Source organism: Pseudophaeobacter sp., from assembly GCF_048267565.1.
GTDB classification, from domain to species: Bacteria; Pseudomonadota; Alphaproteobacteria; order Rhodobacterales; family Rhodobacteraceae; genus Pseudophaeobacter; species Pseudophaeobacter profundi.
This window is the reverse complement of sequence record NZ_JBLWXG010000001.1, coordinates 92533-110088: the sequence shown is the minus strand read 5'-3', so window position 1 is coordinate 110088 and position 17556 is coordinate 92533. Positions and strand designations below refer to the sequence as shown.

At 58.1% G+C, this 17556-nt stretch carries 17 protein-coding genes; 8 read left to right on the top strand and 9 right to left on the bottom strand.

Annotated elements, in window-relative coordinates:
- Positions 1-14: 14 nt before the first annotated feature.
- The 3 genes from preA to ACN0VH_RS00535 form a co-directional block, all read right to left on the bottom strand.
- Positions 15-1319, bottom strand: coding sequence for an NAD-dependent dihydropyrimidine dehydrogenase subunit PreA (preA, locus tag ACN0VH_RS00545; RefSeq protein WP_278922493.1), 1305 nt, complete (start codon positions 1317-1319; stop codon positions 15-17).
- 58 nt (positions 1320-1377) lie between these two features.
- On the bottom strand, positions 1378-2712 hold the full coding sequence (locus ACN0VH_RS00540) for an NAD(P)-dependent oxidoreductase (RefSeq protein ID WP_278922494.1): 1335 nt from the start codon (positions 2710-2712) through the stop codon (positions 1378-1380).
- Between the two features lie 363 nt (positions 2713-3075).
- Positions 3076-3477: a RidA family protein gene (locus ACN0VH_RS00535; RefSeq protein ID WP_417699118.1), complete on the bottom strand. Its 402-nt coding sequence runs from the start codon at positions 3475-3477 to the stop codon at positions 3076-3078.
- A gap of 382 nt (positions 3478-3859) precedes the next feature.
- Here ACN0VH_RS00535 and ACN0VH_RS00530 point away from each other — a divergent pair, with 382 nt between their 5' ends.
- Both ACN0VH_RS00530 and ACN0VH_RS00525 read left to right on the top strand, forming a co-directional pair.
- A complete protein-coding gene (locus tag ACN0VH_RS00530) occupies positions 3860-5260 on the top strand; it encodes a selenium-binding protein SBP56-related protein (RefSeq protein WP_417699117.1) in 1401 nt (466 codons plus the stop codon).
- Between the two features lie 81 nt (positions 5261-5341).
- Complete coding sequence (locus ACN0VH_RS00525) at positions 5342-5923, top strand: hypothetical protein (protein ID WP_278922673.1); 582 nt, start codon at positions 5342-5344, stop codon at positions 5921-5923.
- A 265-nt stretch (positions 5924-6188) separates the two neighbouring features.
- On the opposite strand, the gene ACN0VH_RS00520 is transcribed toward ACN0VH_RS00525, so the two are convergent.
- Positions 6189-6455: a DUF2312 domain-containing protein gene (locus ACN0VH_RS00520; protein ID WP_278922497.1), complete on the bottom strand. Its 267-nt coding sequence runs from the start codon at positions 6453-6455 to the stop codon at positions 6189-6191.
- 255 nt (positions 6456-6710) lie between these two features.
- On the opposite strand from ACN0VH_RS00520, the gene ACN0VH_RS00515 reads away from it, so the two are divergent.
- The 5 genes from ACN0VH_RS00515 (at position 6711) to ACN0VH_RS00495 (ending at position 9383) form a co-directional block, all read left to right on the top strand.
- Positions 6711-6929 (top strand): hypothetical protein, encoded by a 219-nt coding sequence (locus ACN0VH_RS00515; protein WP_278922498.1) that lies wholly within the window; start codon positions 6711-6713, stop codon positions 6927-6929.
- Positions 6930-7113: 184 nt separating this feature from the next.
- Positions 7114-7977 carry an MBL fold metallo-hydrolase gene (locus ACN0VH_RS00510; RefSeq protein WP_417699115.1) on the top strand — a complete coding sequence of 288 codons (864 nt, stop codon included), beginning with the start codon at positions 7114-7116 and terminating at the stop codon, positions 7975-7977.
- 108 nt (positions 7978-8085) lie between these two features.
- On the top strand, positions 8086-8514 hold the full coding sequence (locus ACN0VH_RS00505; RefSeq protein ID WP_417699114.1) for a YeeE/YedE family protein: 429 nt from the start codon (positions 8086-8088) through the stop codon (positions 8512-8514).
- Complete coding sequence (locus ACN0VH_RS00500; RefSeq protein ID WP_278922501.1) at positions 8514-8948, top strand: DUF6691 family protein; 435 nt, start codon at positions 8514-8516, stop codon at positions 8946-8948. Before ACN0VH_RS00505 ends, ACN0VH_RS00500 begins: the two co-directional genes overlap by 1 nt.
- Positions 8949-8957: 9 nt before the next feature.
- Positions 8958-9383: a protein tyrosine phosphatase family protein gene (locus ACN0VH_RS00495; protein ID WP_417699112.1), complete on the top strand. Its 426-nt coding sequence runs from the start codon at positions 8958-8960 to the stop codon at positions 9381-9383.
- Positions 9384-9632: 249 nt separating this feature from the next.
- Here ACN0VH_RS00495 and ACN0VH_RS00490 read toward each other — a convergent pair whose 3' ends face one another.
- From ACN0VH_RS00490 to ACN0VH_RS00470, 5 genes are all read right to left on the bottom strand, one after another.
- On the bottom strand, positions 9633-10976 hold the full coding sequence (locus ACN0VH_RS00490) for a FliM/FliN family flagellar motor switch protein (RefSeq protein ID WP_417699110.1): 1344 nt from the start codon (positions 10974-10976) through the stop codon (positions 9633-9635).
- A 67-nt stretch (positions 10977-11043) separates the two neighbouring features.
- Positions 11044-13737, bottom strand: a complete 2694-nt coding sequence (locus ACN0VH_RS00485) for a sensor histidine kinase (RefSeq protein ID WP_278922504.1) — start codon at positions 13735-13737, stop codon at positions 11044-11046.
- Positions 13737-14060: a hypothetical protein gene (locus ACN0VH_RS00480; protein ID WP_278922505.1), complete on the bottom strand. Its 324-nt coding sequence runs from the start codon at positions 14058-14060 to the stop codon at positions 13737-13739. Before ACN0VH_RS00480 ends, ACN0VH_RS00485 begins: the two co-directional genes overlap by 1 nt.
- Positions 14061-14465, bottom strand: coding sequence for a response regulator transcription factor (locus tag ACN0VH_RS00475; RefSeq protein WP_278922506.1), 405 nt, complete (start codon positions 14463-14465; stop codon positions 14061-14063).
- Between the two features lie 165 nt (positions 14466-14630).
- The gene (locus tag ACN0VH_RS00470; protein ID WP_278922507.1) at positions 14631-15929 is read right to left on the bottom strand and encodes a helix-turn-helix domain-containing protein; all 1299 of its coding nucleotides are present in this window, start codon (positions 15927-15929) and stop codon (positions 14631-14633) included.
- 231 nt (positions 15930-16160) lie between these two features.
- Between ACN0VH_RS00470 and ACN0VH_RS00465 the strand changes: the two genes are divergently transcribed.
- Entirely contained in the window at positions 16161-17507 is a 1347-nt protein-coding gene (locus tag ACN0VH_RS00465; protein WP_278922508.1) for a substrate-binding protein, read from the top strand.
- Positions 17508-17556 lie beyond the last annotated feature (49 nt).

The following is a 17556-nucleotide window of genomic DNA, read 5'->3' as shown; positions in this document are numbered from 1 at the left end:
GCATGCGGGCTGGACTATTCTGCCGCCGTTGCCGATGGATTGTTGGGATGGGTTGTCCAGTTGGCATATTCGCCGGAAACCACCTTGCCGGTACGCTCATCAATCTGGCCGGCGGGAACCTCTTCCATGGTGATGCAGCCCTCAATCGGGCAAACATTCACGCAGAGGTTACAGGCCACACATTCATCGTCTTTAACGGTAAAGACACGGTCGGCGCTCATCTCGATGGCCTGGTGCGAGGTGTCTTCGCAGGCGGCAAAGCAACGGCCACAGCTGATGCAGTCTTCCTGGTTGATCTTTGCCTTGGCGATGAAGTTCAGATCCAGATACTGCCAGTCGGTGACATTTGGAACCGCCATGCCGATGAAGTCCTGGGTCGAGGTATAGCCCTTTTCATCCATCCAGTTGGACAGGCCGGAAATCATCTCTTTCACCACGTTGAACCCATAGGTCATAGCGGCGGTGCAGACCTGCACATTGCCCGCCCCCAGCGCCATGAATTCAGCCGCGTCTTTCCAGGTGGTGACACCGCCAATGGCCGAAATCGGCAGATCATGCGTTTCTGGGCAGCGGGCGATTTCCGCAACCATGTTCATGGCAATTGGTTTTACCGCAGGGCCACAATAGCCCCCATGGGTGCCCTTACCGCCAACGGTTGGCTCGGGCGCCATCTGGTCCAGATCGACTGAGACAATCGAGTTGATGGTATTGATCAGGCTGACCGCATCACCGCCGCCGGCCTTGGCCGCACGTGCGGGGAAGCGCACATCGGTGATATTGGGCGTCAGTTTTACGATGACGGGCTTGGAATAGTATTTCTTGCACCATTCGGTGACCATCTGGATGTATTCAGGCACCTGGCCCACAGCCGCACCCATGCCGCGTTCGGCCATGCCGTGCGGACAGCCAAAGTTCAGCTCGATCCCATCGGCACCGGTGGCCTCAACCTTGGGCAGGATCGCCTTCCAGGCTTCCTCTTCGCAAGGCACCATGATCGACACGATCACGGCACGGTCCGGGTAGTCCTTTTTGACGCGGGTGATTTCTTCCAGGTTGATCTCCAGCGAGCGATCCGTGATCAGCTCGATGTTGTTCAACCCCAGCAGCCGACGGTCGGCGCCAAAGATAGCGCCATAGCGCGGCCCATTGACATTGACCACGGGGGGGCCTTCGGAGCCGAGGGTCTTCCAGACCACACCGCCCCAGCCTGCTTCAAAAGCGCGGCGTACGTTATATTCTTTGTCCGTTGGTGGCGCCGAGGCCAGCCAGAACGGATTTGGGGATTTGATACCCAGGAATTCTGTTGTCAGATCAGCCATTTGTCTGTCCCTTTTCATGCTCGCTTAGGGCCGTTGGCCAGCAACGACCCTGGCTTGCTCAGCCCATCAGGCTTGTATGAATATCCATTGCAGCGTCGCGGCCTTCGGCCACGGCGGTCACGGTGAGATCTTCGCCCCCAGAGGCACAGTCGCCGCCGGCCCAGACATTCGCCACCGAAGTTCGGCCCGTTGCATCGACCATGATCTTGCCACCCTCCAGCTCAACCGCGTCTGGCTGACCTTGCAGGCTTTGGCCGATGGCCTTGTAGACCTGCTCTGCGGCCAGGCGCACTGTCTCACCGGTTCCACGAACTCGGCCGTCTTCGACCTGGGTATATTCCAGTTCGATCTCGGCGGCGGCGCCATTGCCATGGATCGCCTTGGGCATAACGTTGAACATCAATGTCACACCTTTAGAGGCTGCCAGATCCTGTTCGAACCGGCTGGCCCCCATCGCATCGCGGTCGCGGCGATAGGCGATGGTCACGTTTTCGGCGCCCAACAGTTTTGACTGCACGGCCGCGTCAACAGCTGTCATGCCGCCACCGATGACCACTACATTGCGGCCAACAGGTAGTTTGGTAAGATCCTCAGCCTGGCGCAGCTCTTCGATGAAATCAACAGCATCGCGCACGCCGCTCAAGTCTTCACCTTCGGCGCGCAGGGCATTGACCCCCGCCAGCCCGATCGACAGGAAGACAGCGTCGAAATCGCCTTTCAGCGCCTCCAGCGACAGATCCGTGCCCAGCTTTTTGCCATATTCGACGGTGATACCGCCGATTTTCAGCAGCCAGTCGACCTCGCGGGCGGCAAAATCTTCAGTGGATTTATAGGCGGCGATGCCAAATTCGTTCAGGCCACCGGCCTTGGCCTTGGCGTCATAGATGACCACATCATGGCCCAGCATCGCCAGTCGGTGCGCCGCAGACAGGCCCGCAGGACCGGCGCCAACAACTGCAACGCGCTTGCCCGTGCTGGCGGCACGGCTAAAGGGATGCACGCCTTTTTCCATCACTGTGTCGGTGGCATAGCGCTGCAACCGGCCAATCTCGACCGGCTTGCCCTCGGCGGCTTCGCGAACGCAGGCCTCTTCACAGAGCGTTTCTGTCGGACAGACCCGTGCGCACATGCCACCCAGGATATTCTGGTCCAGAATGGTCTTGGCAGCAGAGGCCGGGTGCCCGGCCTGGATTTCACGAATGAACTGCGGAATGTCGATGCTGGTGGGGCATGCGGTCATGCAGGGCGCATCATAGCAGAAATAGCAACGATCCGCCGCCACTGCGGCTTCATGCGGGTCATACGCGGGGTGCAGATCCCCAAAGTTGTCGGCGATCTCTGCAGCGGCCAAACGCCCTGCATGGATACCTGATGCCTGATGGCTACTCGCCATTGGGTGTCTCCCTGACTTTGTTTTTATACGACTCAAAGACTGCCACAGTTTGATTTTTTATCAACTGGTAAAATTTTTGAATGTGCAAAAAAGTCGTGTCTCCACATCAGAGGCTCTCCCCACGGGTTTGAAAAATATAGAAAAACATAGACGCTCAAATCTTGGGCTTTGGCCAAAATTTGCTGATACAGGCAGGCACAGGTCAGAAATACTGCCGGGATTTGCCCCCAATAGGCGCTATTTTGCGACAGGCCGACACGCAAAATTGGCGCAAAACAGCAAAAGGCCGGTAGGATTTCCCACCGGCCCGGTTCTAGGTTCTACCGCCCTTTCAGGGCGTGGAGGCTGCGCAATAATGGTGGCCTAGCCCTGCGGCAAAACCGCTGTTGCCTCAATCTCAATCTTGGCTTCATCTTCCACCAACGCAGCGACGACCACCATTGTCATCGCGGGAAAATGGTATCCCATCACATCGCGATAGGCCCGCCCGACCTCGCCCTGATGGGCCAGGTATTCAGCCTTGTCCGTGACATACCATGTAAGCCGGGTGATATCGCTGGCCTCGCCGCCAGCCGCTTCGACCACATCCAGGATATTGCGCAGCGCCTGGCGCATCTGTCCGATGAAGCCCTGCTCTTCGAAGACCTGATCCGCGGTCCAGCCGATTTGGCCGCCAACAAAGAGCAACTTACCCTCGGCGACCATGCCATTGGCATAACCCTTGGCCGGTTTCCATCCTTCGGGATGTACAGAAATGGCAGGCATGGGCTCTCCTTTATTCAATCAAAATAGTCAGTGGTCAGGACTGTGCCTATTGCCGCAATATCGGGCAGCATGTCATTTATTTCAAGCTTAAAATTTATAACTATGAAGCATTTTTCAAGACAATGCCAAAGAAGACCGCCGCAGCGTCACAACTGCAACGGTTAAAGCCCGGGCGTGGTCTGCACAGCGGACCCCTCATGCCGATTATGCAAAACCGGTTCAATCAACAGAAACGGAAAGCCCTGGCAGCACGGCCCCCGCCATATTCTTGAATGTGTTGACGGGAAATCAAAATCCATCCTTACTGGAAGAAAGGCAATTTTCTGAGGCAGCGCTCGTCGAGATCAGTTCGTCTAACCAGTTTCCCGAGAGGAGAATTGAAATGAACTTGAGACCCGATCCTACATTTCACGCGACACCAAAACTGGCTATGGCAGCTCCGGCTGAAAAACTTGCTTTCACTCTGATGCTCAGTCCGGACGGGTCACAGCCTGACGGTCTGGCAGTTGTAGACGTGGATGCGTCTTCAGATACCTACGGCCAGATCGTTCATTCCCTCATGATGCCGAACACCGGCGATGAATTTCACCATTTCGGCTGGAATGCCTGTTCCTCTGCGCTCAGCCCATTGACCGGCCATGCATTTCTGGAGCGGCGCTACCTGATTATTCCAGGCATACGCTCCAGCCGTATCTACATCGTAGATGTCAAAGAACCGCTGAAAGCGAAGATCCACAAGATCATCGAACCGGAAGAGGTCTGGGAAAAAACCGGCTATTCCCGGCCACATACGATCCACTGCGGTCCCGAGGGCATTTATGTCTCTACACTTGGCGGCGGCGGCGTGGATGGCACTGACGGACCTCCTGGCATTTTCATCATGGACTGCGAGACTTTCGAGATTCTCGGCCGCTACGAGATGGATCGCGGCATTCAGGACAAGCACTATGATTTCTGGTGGAATCTGCCGCGTGATTACATGGTCAGTTCGGAGTGGGGGCTGCCGCCGCAGTTTGAAAACGGGATAGTGGCTGAAGACCTCTTGAGCAACAAATACGGTCACAAGATCCACTTCTGGGATTTGCGGGGCCGCAAGAACATCCAGACGATTGACCTGGGGGCCAACCACCAGATGGCACTTGAGATCCGGCCGGCGCACGATCCCGCCAAACAGTACGGCTTCTGCGGTGTGGTTGTGGACACAACCAACCTTCAGGGCGCGATCTTTACTTGGTGGCGAAATGAGGATGGATCTTTTGAAGCCAAGAAAACAATCACCATTGATCCGCAACCTGCGGCGGCTGACGCATTGCCCGAACTCCTGAAAGGTTTTGAAGCGGTTCCGCCGCTGGTTACCGACATCGACCTCAGTCTTGATGACCGGTTTCTCTATGTCGCCTGTTGGGGCACTGGCGAAATGCATCAATATGATGTGTCAGACCCAATGAACCCCGCGCTGGTCGGCAAGGTGGAGATTGGCGGCATCGTCAAGAAAACGCCGCACCCGAACGGAAAGGCGTTCGGCTATGGCCCGCAGATGGTAGAGATCAGCCGCGATGGCAAGCGGGTGTACTGGACAAATTCGCTCTATTCCACCTGGGACGATCAGTTCTATCCGGGTGACAGAGGTGCTGCGATGGTGATGGCCAACGCCGACAATCACGGCGGCCTGGAGCTTGATGAACAGTTTTGGGTTGAATTTCCGAAGGGATATCGCAGCCATCAGATCCGCCTTGAAGGCGGCGACTGCTCGACCGACAGCTTCTGCTATCCCAACACTTGAACCGTGGGTGCAGAACACTCTTTGACGGCCCTCTGGTGGGCCGTCATCGCCTCTGGCGTCTATCACGGGGTGAACCCTGGAATGGGCTGGCCGCTTTCCGTGTCCGCGGCGCTTATGGAAAGGCGCCGGGCTGCACTGGTCAGGGCGTTGGCGATGCTGGCGCTCGGGCATTTCCTGGCGATGTCAGCCATCCTGTTGCCGTTCTCCGCGACAGTCGCGCTGGTGGAGTGGCAGCGAGAGATCCGTATTGGCGCAGGCGGGCTGGTCATGGGTTTCGGTGTCTTTCTGCTGATCAGCAGGCGCCATCCAAGAGTTTTGGCGCGGATCAAACCAACCCGACTTGCCCTTTGGTCGTTCCTTGCCGCAACCGCCCATGGGGCGGGCATGATGCTGCTTCCAATCTACCTGGGCCTCTGCCGTGTCGAAGAGTTGGACACCGGGCATAGGGCCGCAACCGAACTGATGTCAGGCAGTATCAATACAGCGTTGGCGGTGGCAATTGTCCACACAGCGGCAATGGCTCTGTCAGGCGGAATACTGGCTGTCGGGGCCTACACCTGGCTGGGTCTGAAGTTTCTGGCCCGGACGTGGTTGAATATGGATACGGTCTGGGCCTTGAGCCTGTTGCTTGTGGGTGCAATCGGGATATGGACCGCATGGTAACTCGAACTCGCGTTTCGCTTCGCTAACCAGGTGCAATGCAGCCTGAGTGTGCGCAAATCGCCCAATCTTGATGGGGGAGAATAAGCTCCCGCATTGACGAAGCATCCGCTCTAGGGACACTGCATCACAGCACCGGACGATATCAGCGGTCTCACTGCTTCAAGACGCCATATTATTGGTCTATATACGAGTGCTGCACAGCACGTTTTGACGCCTGCACAGCACCCATAATTTAATCAAACTATATCAAATGATTAAAGATGGCCTACGACATGCCAAGCGCTTCTTTATACATTTCCAGCACCGCTTCTTCTTCGGCGATATCATCCTGGTCACGCTTGCGCAGGGCAATCACCTTGCGGATCACCTTTGTGTCGTAGCCACGTGATTTTGCTTCGGCCATGACTTCTTTTTGCTGTTCCGCGATGTCTTTCTTTTCGGCATCCAGCCGTTCAAAACGCTCGATGAACTGGCGGAGTTCTCCGGCTGTTACGCGGTAGTTTTCACTTTTTTCGTCTTCGGTCATATCCATGTTCGGCTCCTGCTGCTCTGGCCTTTGACGACAGGCATTTCACTGCTGTCATGTGATAGGTTTGGGGCAAGGGGATAGCCGCAGAGGCCCGGTATCGCAAGACAGGAAAACAATGGCCTGCGATATCCCGCCCTGCGTCTTTCTCGGGCTCTGCCCGCCGTGGTGCACCCATTGCAGCAGCGGACAGGATCTCTTGTGCCGCAGGCGTCAATCCGCTACTCGCATCCCGGTACACTTACCGCAGGAGCCGGTCTTATGTTTGATATCATCGTCTGGGTCGGTGCGACCCTCTCGGTTGCGGGGCTGATCGGCCTGATCGGCTGCATTATATATGTGATCAAAGCCCGCAGAAAAACCAAGGATGACGATGCTTTGCGCGCCGTTGTGCAACGCGTCCTGCCCTATAATCTGGGCGCACTGTTTCTGTCAGTGCTTGGGCTAATGCTGGTTATGCTTGGCATCTTTCTGGGCTAAGCTGCCTATCTGGATCAATCGCGGCGCATCGCTGCCCCGCGCTGTCGGTACTTCCTGTTGAAATACACCCGCTGCCCTGCCCCGCCTTTTGCCGGGGTCAGGGTTTTTTGACGTCTATGCCATCTCAGCGCTTGCAACATATTCCATTTTCAATATACATTGAGAAAAAATGGAGTGCTGCGAAATGAACCCCATCGTCAAAGCCTTTTTCGACGAGGCCACCAATACCGTCTCTTATGTTGTGCGCGATCCCACCGGGGCGGCCTGTGCAATTATCGATTCCGTGCTGGATTTCGACCATGCCGCTGCGCGCACGGATACCGCATCAGCGGATGAGATCATCAGCTACATACGGGCCAACGACCTGCGCTGCGAATGGATCCTGGAAAGCCATGTCCACGCCGACCACCTGTCTGCCGCGCCATATCTGCAGGATCACTTGGGCGGAAAGATTGGCATCGGCGCCAATATCACTCTGGTCCAAGACACCTTTGGCAAAGTCTTCAATGAGGGCACCGACTTTCAACGTGACGGCAGCCAGTTTGATGCGCTGTTCAAAGAGGGTGACACAATTATGATTGGCCAGCTGCGCGGCGAAGTCCTGCACACGCCGGGCCATACCCCTGCCTGTCTGACCTATGTGATTGGCGATGCCGCCTTTGTGGGGGATACCCTTTTCATGCCCGATTTCGGTACGGCGCGCTGCGATTTCCCCGGTGGCTCTTCCGAGGCGCTGTACTGGTCTATTCAAAAGATCTTGGCGCTGCCGGATGAAACCCGCATTTTTGTCGGCCACGACTACAAGGCCCCAGGGCGCGATGACTACGCCTGGGAAACCACGGTCGCTGAACAAAAGGCGCTGAACGTGCATATTGGCGAAGGCCGCCCGCTGGAAGATTTTACCACGATGCGTGATGCCCGCGACGCGACGCTTGGCATGCCCCGGCTGATTTTACCGTCGCTGCAAGTCAATATGCGTGCAGGTCAAATGCCAGAGCCGGATGAAGAAGGCGATGTCTTCCTGAAACTGCCTGTCAACAAGCTCTAGCCAATTCGCACCCTGGCACTGCCACAGATCCCGCCCAAACAAGCCCCTACAGGGGCTGCCGTGTGGTGGCGGTTGACCTGCATCACAATGAAAGAAGGATCACGGAAAATGGAAATGGATTGGATATGGGGGCTCGTCGGTGGCGGCCTTATCGGGCTGGGCGGGGCGGTGTTCCTGCTGGGCAATGGCCGCATTATGGGCGCCAGTGGCATCATTGGCGGGTTGGTTGATGGGTCAGGCCTTAGCAACGCAGCAGAGCGCCTGGTCTTTCTGCTTGGGGTGGTGGCGCTGCCACTGCTGCTGCGGCCGCTGTTAAGTGAAGCCCCAAACACCCATCTGACCAGCAACATCTGGGTAATCGTCATCGCGGGTCTGCTTGTGGGGACAGGCACCCGCATTGCCAATGGCTGCACCTCGGGGCATGGGGTCTGCGGCATTTCACGCCTGTCCCTGCGCGGGTTGGTGGCCACCGTCTTTTACATTCTGGCCGGCGGGATCACCCTTGTCCTGTTCCGTCACCTCTGGGGGATGATCTGATGCAGCGCTTGTTTCTTGCTTTGCTGGCTGGTGGGCTGTTTGGCTCCGGGCTTTTGCTCTCTGGTATGACCGACACCACCAAGGTTCAGGGCTGGCTGGATGTGTTTGGCGATTGGGATCCGACCCTTGCCTTTGTCATGGGGGGGGCCATCGTGCCCATGTTTATTGCCTGGCGCCTGACCAAAGGTCGACGCCCACTGGTCGGGGGCAGCTTTCCAGCCCCAGCCCGCCCCGAGATGGACCATCGGCTGATCACCGGATCGGTGCTGTTTGGCATCGGTTGGGGCCTGGCCGGCCTATGCCCCGGACCGGCGATTGCCTCGCTCAGCTATAATGGCACTGGCGGGCTGCTGTTCATCGGTGCGATGCTCTTGGGTATGGTGGTGGCACCCTTTGTCGGTCGACAGCTAGACCGGCTTGCAACAAAGGGTTAGACAACTGCCATGGATGCACGAGTGATCACCCCCCGCTACGCCGTCTCGCCGCAAATTTCGGTCGAAGACATCCCCGCAATCCTTGCCGAGGGCTATACGACGGTGATTTGCAATCGTCCCGATGCCGAAGTCCCGCCAAGCCACCAGGCTGCGGCAATCCAGGCCGCCGCCGAAGCTGCCGGTTTGACCTTTCACGCGCTGCCGCTGACCCATCAGACCATGACACCGGAAAATGTCGCCAAGCAGCGGGCCTTCTACGAGGCAAGCCAAGGCCCGGTTTTGGCCTATTGCGCATCGGGCACCCGCTGTTCGGTGGTCTGGTCCCTGGGCGTCGCCGCCGAGATGAGCCCGGATGAAATCTTGAGCAAAACCAGTGCCGCAGGCTATGATCTGGCCGGATTGCGCCCCGCATTGGAAGCCATTGCCACGAGCTGATCCCAGCTTTGCAGCGAGTAGGAGCGCGCTGTTCAGGCTGAATACCAAGCACGGCCCCGAGGCCCAGGTACAGCCCCAAAAACGGCCCAGCCCGCAGATCGCGGCTGGGCTTCTTCTTTTATATATATCTGCATCTTATCCGCGAAACCTCATCCAGCCAGGATGCGCTCAAGCAGCCAAAACATGCAAATTCAAATAGGCAGTGTCCGTCAGGTGCATGCAAGTGAACGCGACAAGCGCGAAGGGGCATTACATGCCGGGGTTTGCGTCGTTTTCCAGTCCGGCCAGCTTTGAAATCTCTGCTGCTGCATCATCCGGATTGAACGCATCCATGCCATCCCCAAGATCGGCAAGCCCCCCCATCGGGGTCGCGCCCATATCGAGAGCAGATCCCAGATCGCCCCCAAGGCCAGCCGGGTCGAAATCGCCCCCCATGTCGCCGCCCATATCCAACGCGCCACCAAGGCCCGCGCCGAAATCACCCAGATCATCCCCCAGGCCAGCCGGGTCGAGATCACTGCCCATCCCAAGGTCGCCTCCGCCAAAGCCCATGCCCTCATCCAGCGGATCCTGCAGCCCCTGCGCCGCGATCCCAAGGTCCATCGCCGGTGGTTGGTCCTCCATCATCGGCAAAGCCGCAACTGGCGCGCTATGGCCAAGCGGGCTGGCAAAATCATCATCTGTGTCAGGCTGCTCTGGAGTCGAAGCCCCATGCGCAATACTGAGCCGCACTGCACGCGCACCGTTCAGCTGCCCCAAACGCCCCTTGGCAATCGACTGACCGCCAATGCCGATCATATCGGTTTCATACAGAAAGGCCTGATCCAGCGGCAGGACCTCGCCCACCTTGAGGGCCGAAAATTCGTTCAACGGCACCCGCACCTTACATAAGATGGCTGAAAGTTCTGCCCGCATGGAATTCATGCCGCTGGCCAAAGATGGTCCCGCAGCCGAGCCATTCAAGCCCAGTTCCTCGGGGGTGGGTTCCGGCAGGATCAGCTTCAGTACCCCCTGCATGGCACCAATCGCCAAATCCACATTCAACGTTATCAGACGATAGTTTTCGGCCTCCATCCCCAAAATAAGCGAACGCACATCTTCAATCTGCGCGCCGTAGCGATAGCCAGAAAAGATCAACTGATCCCGCTGCCCCTCCAGCAGGGCATGCACCTTAACAAAGGATTTTTCCAGGAAATCTGCGGTCATGGCCGCATCCGTCGGCGTATAGTTGCGCTGCGAAGGCGCCTTGCCCATGATCTGGCCAATGGTCTGTTTCTGAATCAGCGCAGTCACCAAGGCTGCATCCATCGTCGCCGCCCCAATGCGCCCGTTGGGGCCATCCAGCACCACCAGCAGGTCCTTGTCGGACAGCGATTCGACCAAATCTTCGGGGGGGCGGTTGCATTGGCGTGCTGCCAGCACCGCCAGCGGCAGGTCGCATTGTTCTGAAGCCGCGCGCGCAAGAGATCGGCGCAAAGCCTTGAGCGTAAAGGAAGCATTCTGGCCCTGGGACCCTTCCTTGGACGCCGCAAGTTTCCGGGCGAGACCACCCGTCGCACCGCTCTTGGCTAGTTGTTTTTCTGCTTCAGACATTAGTCATCAACCCGCACGTTCGACGCTCCCTTTTAAGCGTTTTAGTGCGGCTTCCTTACCAAGACCTTTATATTGCCCCCATTGTCGAGATTTTACGCGCATTTGGCAGGGAAATTCTAAAGCCACCGCCGCTGTGTTCGGCCAGGTAGAAAATATCCCCGCCAAGGCGCTGCATGATTTCACGGGAAATTGCCAATCCCAGCCCCGCCCCGCCTGCCCGCTCTGGGCTAACACGCGAGAATTTTTCAAAAATCAACTGCTGGTAGTCCACCGGAACACCACTGCCATTGTCGATGAAATCAATCCAAACCTGGTCCTGCTGGCAGGTGACGGAAATGGTCAGTTCGGGCGTTTCTGCGTCGCAGTATTTCTGCGCATTGGCGATCAAGTTGATAAAGACCTGCGCCAGCCGATCCAGATCGGAAGAGATCTGCACCGCCTCACTTTCGGGGGTACGTGTAACCAGCATGCTGGTGCCAGTACCGGCCAGCGCCGTGGATACCGCATGATCCATCACCGCATCAAGACGGCCTGTCGACATGTTCAAACTGACCTGACCGCTTTCCAGCACGCTCAGATCCAGCAGGTCGTTCAACAGGCGGGTCAACCGCAGGGCTTCGTCGTGGATGATGCTGGCATAGCGGTTCTTATCCGTCTGCGGCAGGGAGCCATTGTCGCGCAGAATTTCGGAAAACGCCCGGATAGAGGTCATCGGCGTGCGCAGCTCGTGGCTCACCTGGCTAAGGAAAGCATCCTTTTGCTGCGAAATCTGCGTCAGTTTTTCGTTGGATTCGCGCAGCTGCAGTGCCGTGCGTGACAATTGCTCTGATTGCGCCTCCAACTGGTTGGAATACTCCAGCATCTGTGCGGTCTCATCTGCAACCGCAAGCAGATCCTGCACCGAAACTGAAGAGCCGCCAACAATCTGTCCGATCATCGCATGCGCTGCCGCCGCCCCGATAGAGGCCCCCAATTCGCGCTCCAGTTGCTCAAGAAAGGCGGGGGTCGGGTCCGGCAGCGGCCCATGCCCCCCCTGACGCGTTAATTCGCGCTGGAAAAAGGCCTGGGCCTCTTTTGCACCAAGGATGCGCTGAGACATCACCATCAGGTCTTCGCTCTGGGCCACCGATCCTGTCCAGCCGCGCGGGCCAGAGGAATGTTCAAAAACATTGACGAACTGGGCCCCCTGCAGCCGCTCTATCGGGCTGGGAAACGTCAGCAGCGATACGAGACAAAAGACCACCGCATTCAGCATCATGGACCAGAGCACCGCATGCACTGTGGGATCGATCCCCTCAATTCCAAACAGGGCCTGCGGCCGCAGCCAGGACAGGCCAAACAGGCCATTGGCCAGGATATGATCAGGCAGCAACCCACCGCCAAGTGCGGGCAAAAGCATGGTGTAGATCCAAATGCCAAACCCCACCGACAGCCCGGCAAGCGCGCCACTTCGGGTTGCACCTCGCCAGAACAGCCCCCCAACCAGAGCCGGCAGCATCTGCGAAATCCCGGCGAAAGAGATCAACCCGACCGCCGCCAGCGTCGCGCCACCGCCAGACAGCTTATAGTAGAAATACCCAAGCGCCAGGATGACTGCGATCGAAATACGCCGGGCAAACAGCACAACATTGCGCACATCCCCCGAGACCGACGCCCCCGCCGCCCCCTGCATATACAGCCAGATCGGCATGACAATATGGTTCGATACCATGGTCGACAGCGCCATCGCCGCCACGATCACCATGGAGGTCGCCGAGGAAAACCCCCCCAGAAAAGACAGCATCGCCAGCCCCTGCTGCCCCTGCGACAACGGCACTGTCAGCACAAAAAGGTCCGGGTTGGATCCGGTCGGCAGCAGTTCCAGCCCGATGGCGGCAATCGGCACCACAAACATCGAAATCAACAGCAGATAGAGCGGAAAGGCCCAGGCCGCGACCCTCAGGTGGCGCTCGTCTTCGTTTTCGACAACCATGACCTGAAACATCCGCGGCAGACAGACAAAGGCAGCTGCCGACAAAAAGGTAATCGTCGTCCAGCGACTGCCATCCACCCGCCAGTCGCCAATGCGCGAGGCATCGATCCGCGACATGGTGTGACTGATGCCATCCGACAGGCCCCAGACCACAAAGATCCCCACCGCCAGAAGCGCCAGCAGTTTCACCACAGCCTCAAGCGCGATGGCGGTCACCACCCCGTGGTGGCGTTCGTTTGCATTGAGATTTCGGGTACCAAACAGAATGGCAAAGACCGCCAGCCCCGCCGTTACCCAGAACACCGTGGTGGTTTCATGGTAACTGCGCAGCGGATCGGCCTCTGAAAAGATGGAGAAAGACAGAGTAATAGATTGCAATTGCAGTGAAATATACGGCGTTATGCCAATCACCGCCAGCAACGTGACGCCAATCGCCAATGCGTTGGACTTACCGTAGCGCGCCGACAAAAGGTCCGCGATAGAGGTAACCCGCTGGCTGCGCCCCACCCTTACCAGCTTGCGCAGGCCCCACCACCAGCCCACCATGACCAGGGTTGGCCCCAGATAGATTGTCAGGAATTCCAACCCCGAACGCGCCGCGTAGCCTACCGCGCCATAAAAGGTCCAGGCGGTACAATAGATCGACAGCGACAGGGTGTAGATCAACGGCGAGCGGATCCAGGCAGAGCCCTGCCCGCGCGCCGCCCGGCGATCTGCCAGAAAGGCAACAAAGAACAGCAAGGCCACATAGCTCAGGCAGACCAGCACCAATAGGTTGAGCGAGGCCATCAGGGCTGTTCATCCAGGCGGCCGCCCTCGGTCCAGTGCCCAGCCCAAAGCCGCACCGCCACGCCAAAGGCAAAGCTGACGGCGATCAGCCCGGCCCAAACCACAAAGATATAGATGATTGCCACCGAGGTCGGCATACCGCCATGGGTGTCCGGGGCCGGATAGGGATCCGGGTTTGGCCACATCAGCGGCACTGCAAACAGCAGCGCGCCCAGAATAGGCAAGAGCCGGGCAATATCCATCAACCGGCGGCGGCGATAGGTTCGCCGCTCTACAAAGGGGGTTTTTGGCTCACCCTGATGCCCTGCCCCGTCACCGCGCATTCATGACGCCGCGCCAAGGTCAGGCGCTGTCTGATAGGCCTGCGCATACAAATCCCGCACCGCGGTCAGCACCTCGGAATTGGAAAAGGGTTTGGTCATAAAGCGCGTAACCCCGGCCTTTTCCGCCATCTCGCGATCTTTGAGCTGGCCGCGCGCGGTCAGCATCAGCACTGGCAGCGGCTGAAACTCCGCAACCGCGCGCAGCTCGGTTATGACTTCCAGGCCGCTTTTTCCCGGCAGCATCAAATCCAGAATCACCAGATCCGGCTGCGCCGCCCTGATCACCTCTACCGCTGTGCTGCCCTCACCGTGGACATCCACCTGCCAGCCATCACGGCTTAACAAAAATCGGATGGCCTCTGCGATATTTGGCTCGTCTTCAATTAAAACTACATGCCTGCTCATTGGCAGATATTCCTCCCAGCGCGGCTGTTTCAGACAGTATTCCGCCTCCTTTTACCGTGCCTGCCCTCCACTCGGGGGTGGGCTGTCACGGCAGGTTGTTCGGGCAGCCCTTGCCAAAACCGCGTTCTTTTCCCAAGGCAGACTAGCCGCGCCGACTGGCGCCTGTCAAAACTCTTCCTTCAGGATCGAAGGTTCACGCCGGGCATCACAGGTTTGGCGCGGGCAGATACGGCAGCTGCCCCCCACCGCCTGCGCATCCGCTGGGACTTCGCGCCGCGGCAGGATCAGCATCACCGCATGATAAAGCGGATCACGATCAAAGGAACCGGGAACGTGGTCCCAGGCCACCGCCAGGCATTCAAACCCCAGCGCGCTACGGCCCTGCTGCACCACATTGCGGCGCAGCGGCACATCCGGCCGCTGCAACGCGGTATAAAGCGGCCAGAGTGGACAAGAAGCCCCAAAGCGCGGCAGAGCAAATCCGGCAACTGGCTTGCGAAACAACAAAGACCCAGAGGCATCGCAGATCACAAGCCCTGCTTCCTGCCCCAGCACCTCGCTTGGCAAAACCCCAAGACGCCGGAGCACCACAGGCAGTTTCACCCCAAAGTGACGCGCCAGAGCAGAGGCATCCAACCCCTCGGCCTGGATCAGCCTGGTCACTGCCTGCAGCGGCATTTTCTGCGCATCCCGTTGATATTGTTCCAGCACCCGGCGGGCGATCCCCCGCGCGGCCTCGCTGACCAATTGCGGTGCAGCCGCCACCACACTGGCCGGATCACTGCGCCCCTCTTCCAGTTCCGGGAAATGATAGCCATGGACCAGCAAGAATTCCTCGGCCTCTTCCTGTGGCACCCCGCGCCGTTCGGCGCTGCTATCGCTCTCATCAAGAAAATTCACCAGGGCCCGGCTGCTTTCGGCCAATCGCAACGAATCTTCATTGAGGTTTTTGTGGAACCGATCGCGCCATTCGGCCTCTAGCTCTCCGGTTTCAGCCAGGATCGATGCGGTAGAGCGAATGGCCGCTGCCGTTGACAACACCTCGTGCAGCGACGCGGCAAGATGCGGATCATGGGTCAGCCGATCAGACAAAGTTTCAACCGTACGTTCCAGCCGGGCAATCCGCTGGTGATTGTTGGCCAGCACTTCAGCCCAGCCAGGAAAGCGCCCGGCGAACTCATCCGCGCGGTCCAGCTCTGCCACCGGGGTGCTCGCATCCGCCGCCGCCTCGCGCAGGGCGGAAATCAGTGCCGCCTCGGCACCTTCGCTCAGCATCGAGGGTTCCACCCCCAGCACATGCGCCAGGTCCACCAGCAGCTTACCACCGATTCTACGCCGGTTATGTTCGATCAGATTAAGGTAAGAGGCCGAGATGCCAGCTTTGCGGGCCAGCTCTGCTTGGCGAATGCCCAGGATCAAACGACGTTCCCGAATCCGGCTGCCTGTCAGCGTGTCGCGCGCCATTGTGGGCTCCCTGTCAAAATCACACCTTTTCAACGGCTTTCTGCGCTGCAATATAAGAAAATTTACAGAACACACCGGCATACTGTGCATTTGTTTACAGAATAGGCCATCATTTCAAGGGTTTTATTGCGAAATTTTACAACAGGCTCTCATACTGATTTTGCACAAATCGTGCAGACGTTGCGCAGAAGTGAGGAGCTGCCCGGCGTTTTACACATAAGGGAGGATTAAATGTCCAAGTCAGATTTCTCGCGTCGCGGAGTCCTGAAGACAGGTGCTCTTGCTGGCACTGGCCTTGCGCTTCCAACAATTTTCACTGCGTCTTCCGCAGCTGCTTTCACGAATGACCCAACCGGAAGTTCGGTAACCCTGGGCTTCAACGTTCCACAGACCGGCCCCTATGCGGATGAGGGCGCGGATGAGCTGCGTGCCTATCGGCTGGCGGTTGAACATCTGAATGGCGGCGGCGACGGCGGCATGATGAACACCTTCTCGTCCAAAGAATTGCAGGGCAATGGCATCCTGGGCAAGGAAGTCAAATTCGTCACTGGCGACACGCAGACAAAATCTGATGCGGCCCGCGCCTCGGCCAAGTCGATGATCGAAAAAGACGGCGCCGTGATGATCACCGGTGGCTCGTCCTCCGGGGTGGCAATCGCCGTTCAGGGCCTGTGCCAGGAAGCTGGCGTTATCTTCATGGCCGGTCTGACACATTCCAACGACACCACCGGTAAAGACAAGAAAGCCAATGGTTTCCGTCACTTCTTTAACGGTTACATGTCGGCAGCGGCGCTGGCGCCTGTGCTGAAGAACCTCTATGGCACCGACCGCAACGCCTATCACCTGACCGCAGACTACACCTGGGGCTGGACCCAGGAAGAAAGCATCGCGGCGGCAACCGAAGCCCTGGGCTGGAACACGGTCGAAAAGGTGCGTACGCCACTGGCTGCCACCGACTTCTCGTCCTATATCGCCCCAGTGCTGAACTCTGGTGCAGACGTGCTGGTTCTGAACCACTACGGCGGCAACATGGTGAACTCGCTGACCAACGCGGTTCAGTTTGGCCTGCGTGAGAAGGTTGTGAATGGCAAGAACTTCGAAATCGTTGTTCCGCTCTATTCGCGTCTGATGGCTAAAGGTGCCGGAGCCAACGTTAAAGGCATCCACGGCTCCACCAACTGGCACTGGTCGCTGCAGGACGAAGGCAGCCAGGCCTTTGTGCGCTCCTTCGGCACCAAATACGGCTTCCCACCCAGCCAGGCGGCACACACTGTTTATTGCCAGACCATGCTCTATGCAGATGCAGTTTCGCGCGCGGGTTCGTTCAACCCCTGCGCTGTTGTCGAAGCCCTGGAAGGCTTTGAATTCGACGGCCTGGGCAACGGCAAGACGCTTTATCGGGCCGAAGACCACCAGTGCTTCAAAGACGTTCTGGTTGTACGTGGTAAAGAAAACCCCACGTCCGAGTTTGACCTTCTTGAAGTGGTTGAAGTCACACCTGCAGCACAGGTTACCTATCCTGCGGATCACCCGATGTTTGCCGGTGGTGCATTGGGCAGCTGTAACCCGGGCGCCTAATTCAGGTACTCATAGCCGGGCGCTTGCTTTAGCGCCCGGCGCATTATCT

Bases quoted from the DNA above. Each gene is read 5' to 3' on its own strand.
- ACN0VH_RS00495 (WP_417699112.1), top strand. From the start codon at position 8,958: ATGGATGCACGAGTGATCACCCCCCGCTACGCCGTCTCGCCGCAAATT.
- ACN0VH_RS00485 (WP_278922504.1), bottom strand. From the start codon at position 13,737: ATGGCCTCGCTCAACCTATTGGTGCTGGTCTGCCTGAGCTATGTGGCC.
- ACN0VH_RS00470 (WP_278922507.1), bottom strand. From the start codon at position 15,929: ATGGCGCGCGACACGCTGACAGGCAGCCGGATTCGGGAACGTCGTTTG.
- ACN0VH_RS00540 (WP_278922494.1), bottom strand. From the start codon at position 2,712: ATGGCGAGTAGCCATCAGGCATCAGGTATCCATGCAGGGCGTTTGGCC.
- ACN0VH_RS00465 (WP_278922508.1), top strand. From the start codon at position 16,161: ATGTCCAAGTCAGATTTCTCGCGTCGCGGAGTCCTGAAGACAGGTGCT.
- ACN0VH_RS00480 (WP_278922505.1), bottom strand. From the start codon at position 14,060: ATGCGCGGTGACGGGGCAGGGCATCAGGGTGAGCCAAAAACCCCCTTT.
- ACN0VH_RS00475 (WP_278922506.1), bottom strand. From the start codon at position 14,465: ATGAGCAGGCATGTAGTTTTAATTGAAGACGAGCCAAATATCGCAGAG.
- ACN0VH_RS00500 (WP_278922501.1), top strand. From the start codon at position 8,514: ATGCAGCGCTTGTTTCTTGCTTTGCTGGCTGGTGGGCTGTTTGGCTCC.
- ACN0VH_RS00510 (WP_417699115.1), top strand. From the start codon at position 7,114: ATGAACCCCATCGTCAAAGCCTTTTTCGACGAGGCCACCAATACCGTC.
- ACN0VH_RS00530 (WP_417699117.1), top strand. From the start codon at position 3,860: ATGAACTTGAGACCCGATCCTACATTTCACGCGACACCAAAACTGGCT.
- ACN0VH_RS00520 (WP_278922497.1), bottom strand. From the start codon at position 6,455: ATGGATATGACCGAAGACGAAAAAAGTGAAAACTACCGCGTAACAGCC.
- ACN0VH_RS00515 (WP_278922498.1), top strand. From the start codon at position 6,711: ATGTTTGATATCATCGTCTGGGTCGGTGCGACCCTCTCGGTTGCGGGG.
- ACN0VH_RS00505 (WP_417699114.1), top strand. From the start codon at position 8,086: ATGGAAATGGATTGGATATGGGGGCTCGTCGGTGGCGGCCTTATCGGG.
- ACN0VH_RS00490 (WP_417699110.1), bottom strand. From the start codon at position 10,976: ATGTCTGAAGCAGAAAAACAACTAGCCAAGAGCGGTGCGACGGGTGGT.
- preA (WP_278922493.1), bottom strand. From the start codon at position 1,319: ATGGCTGATCTGACAACAGAATTCCTGGGTATCAAATCCCCAAATCCG.
- ACN0VH_RS00535 (WP_417699118.1), bottom strand. From the start codon at position 3,477: ATGCCTGCCATTTCTGTACATCCCGAAGGATGGAAACCGGCCAAGGGT.
- ACN0VH_RS00525 (WP_278922673.1), top strand. From the start codon at position 5,342: ATGGGCTGGCCGCTTTCCGTGTCCGCGGCGCTTATGGAAAGGCGCCGG.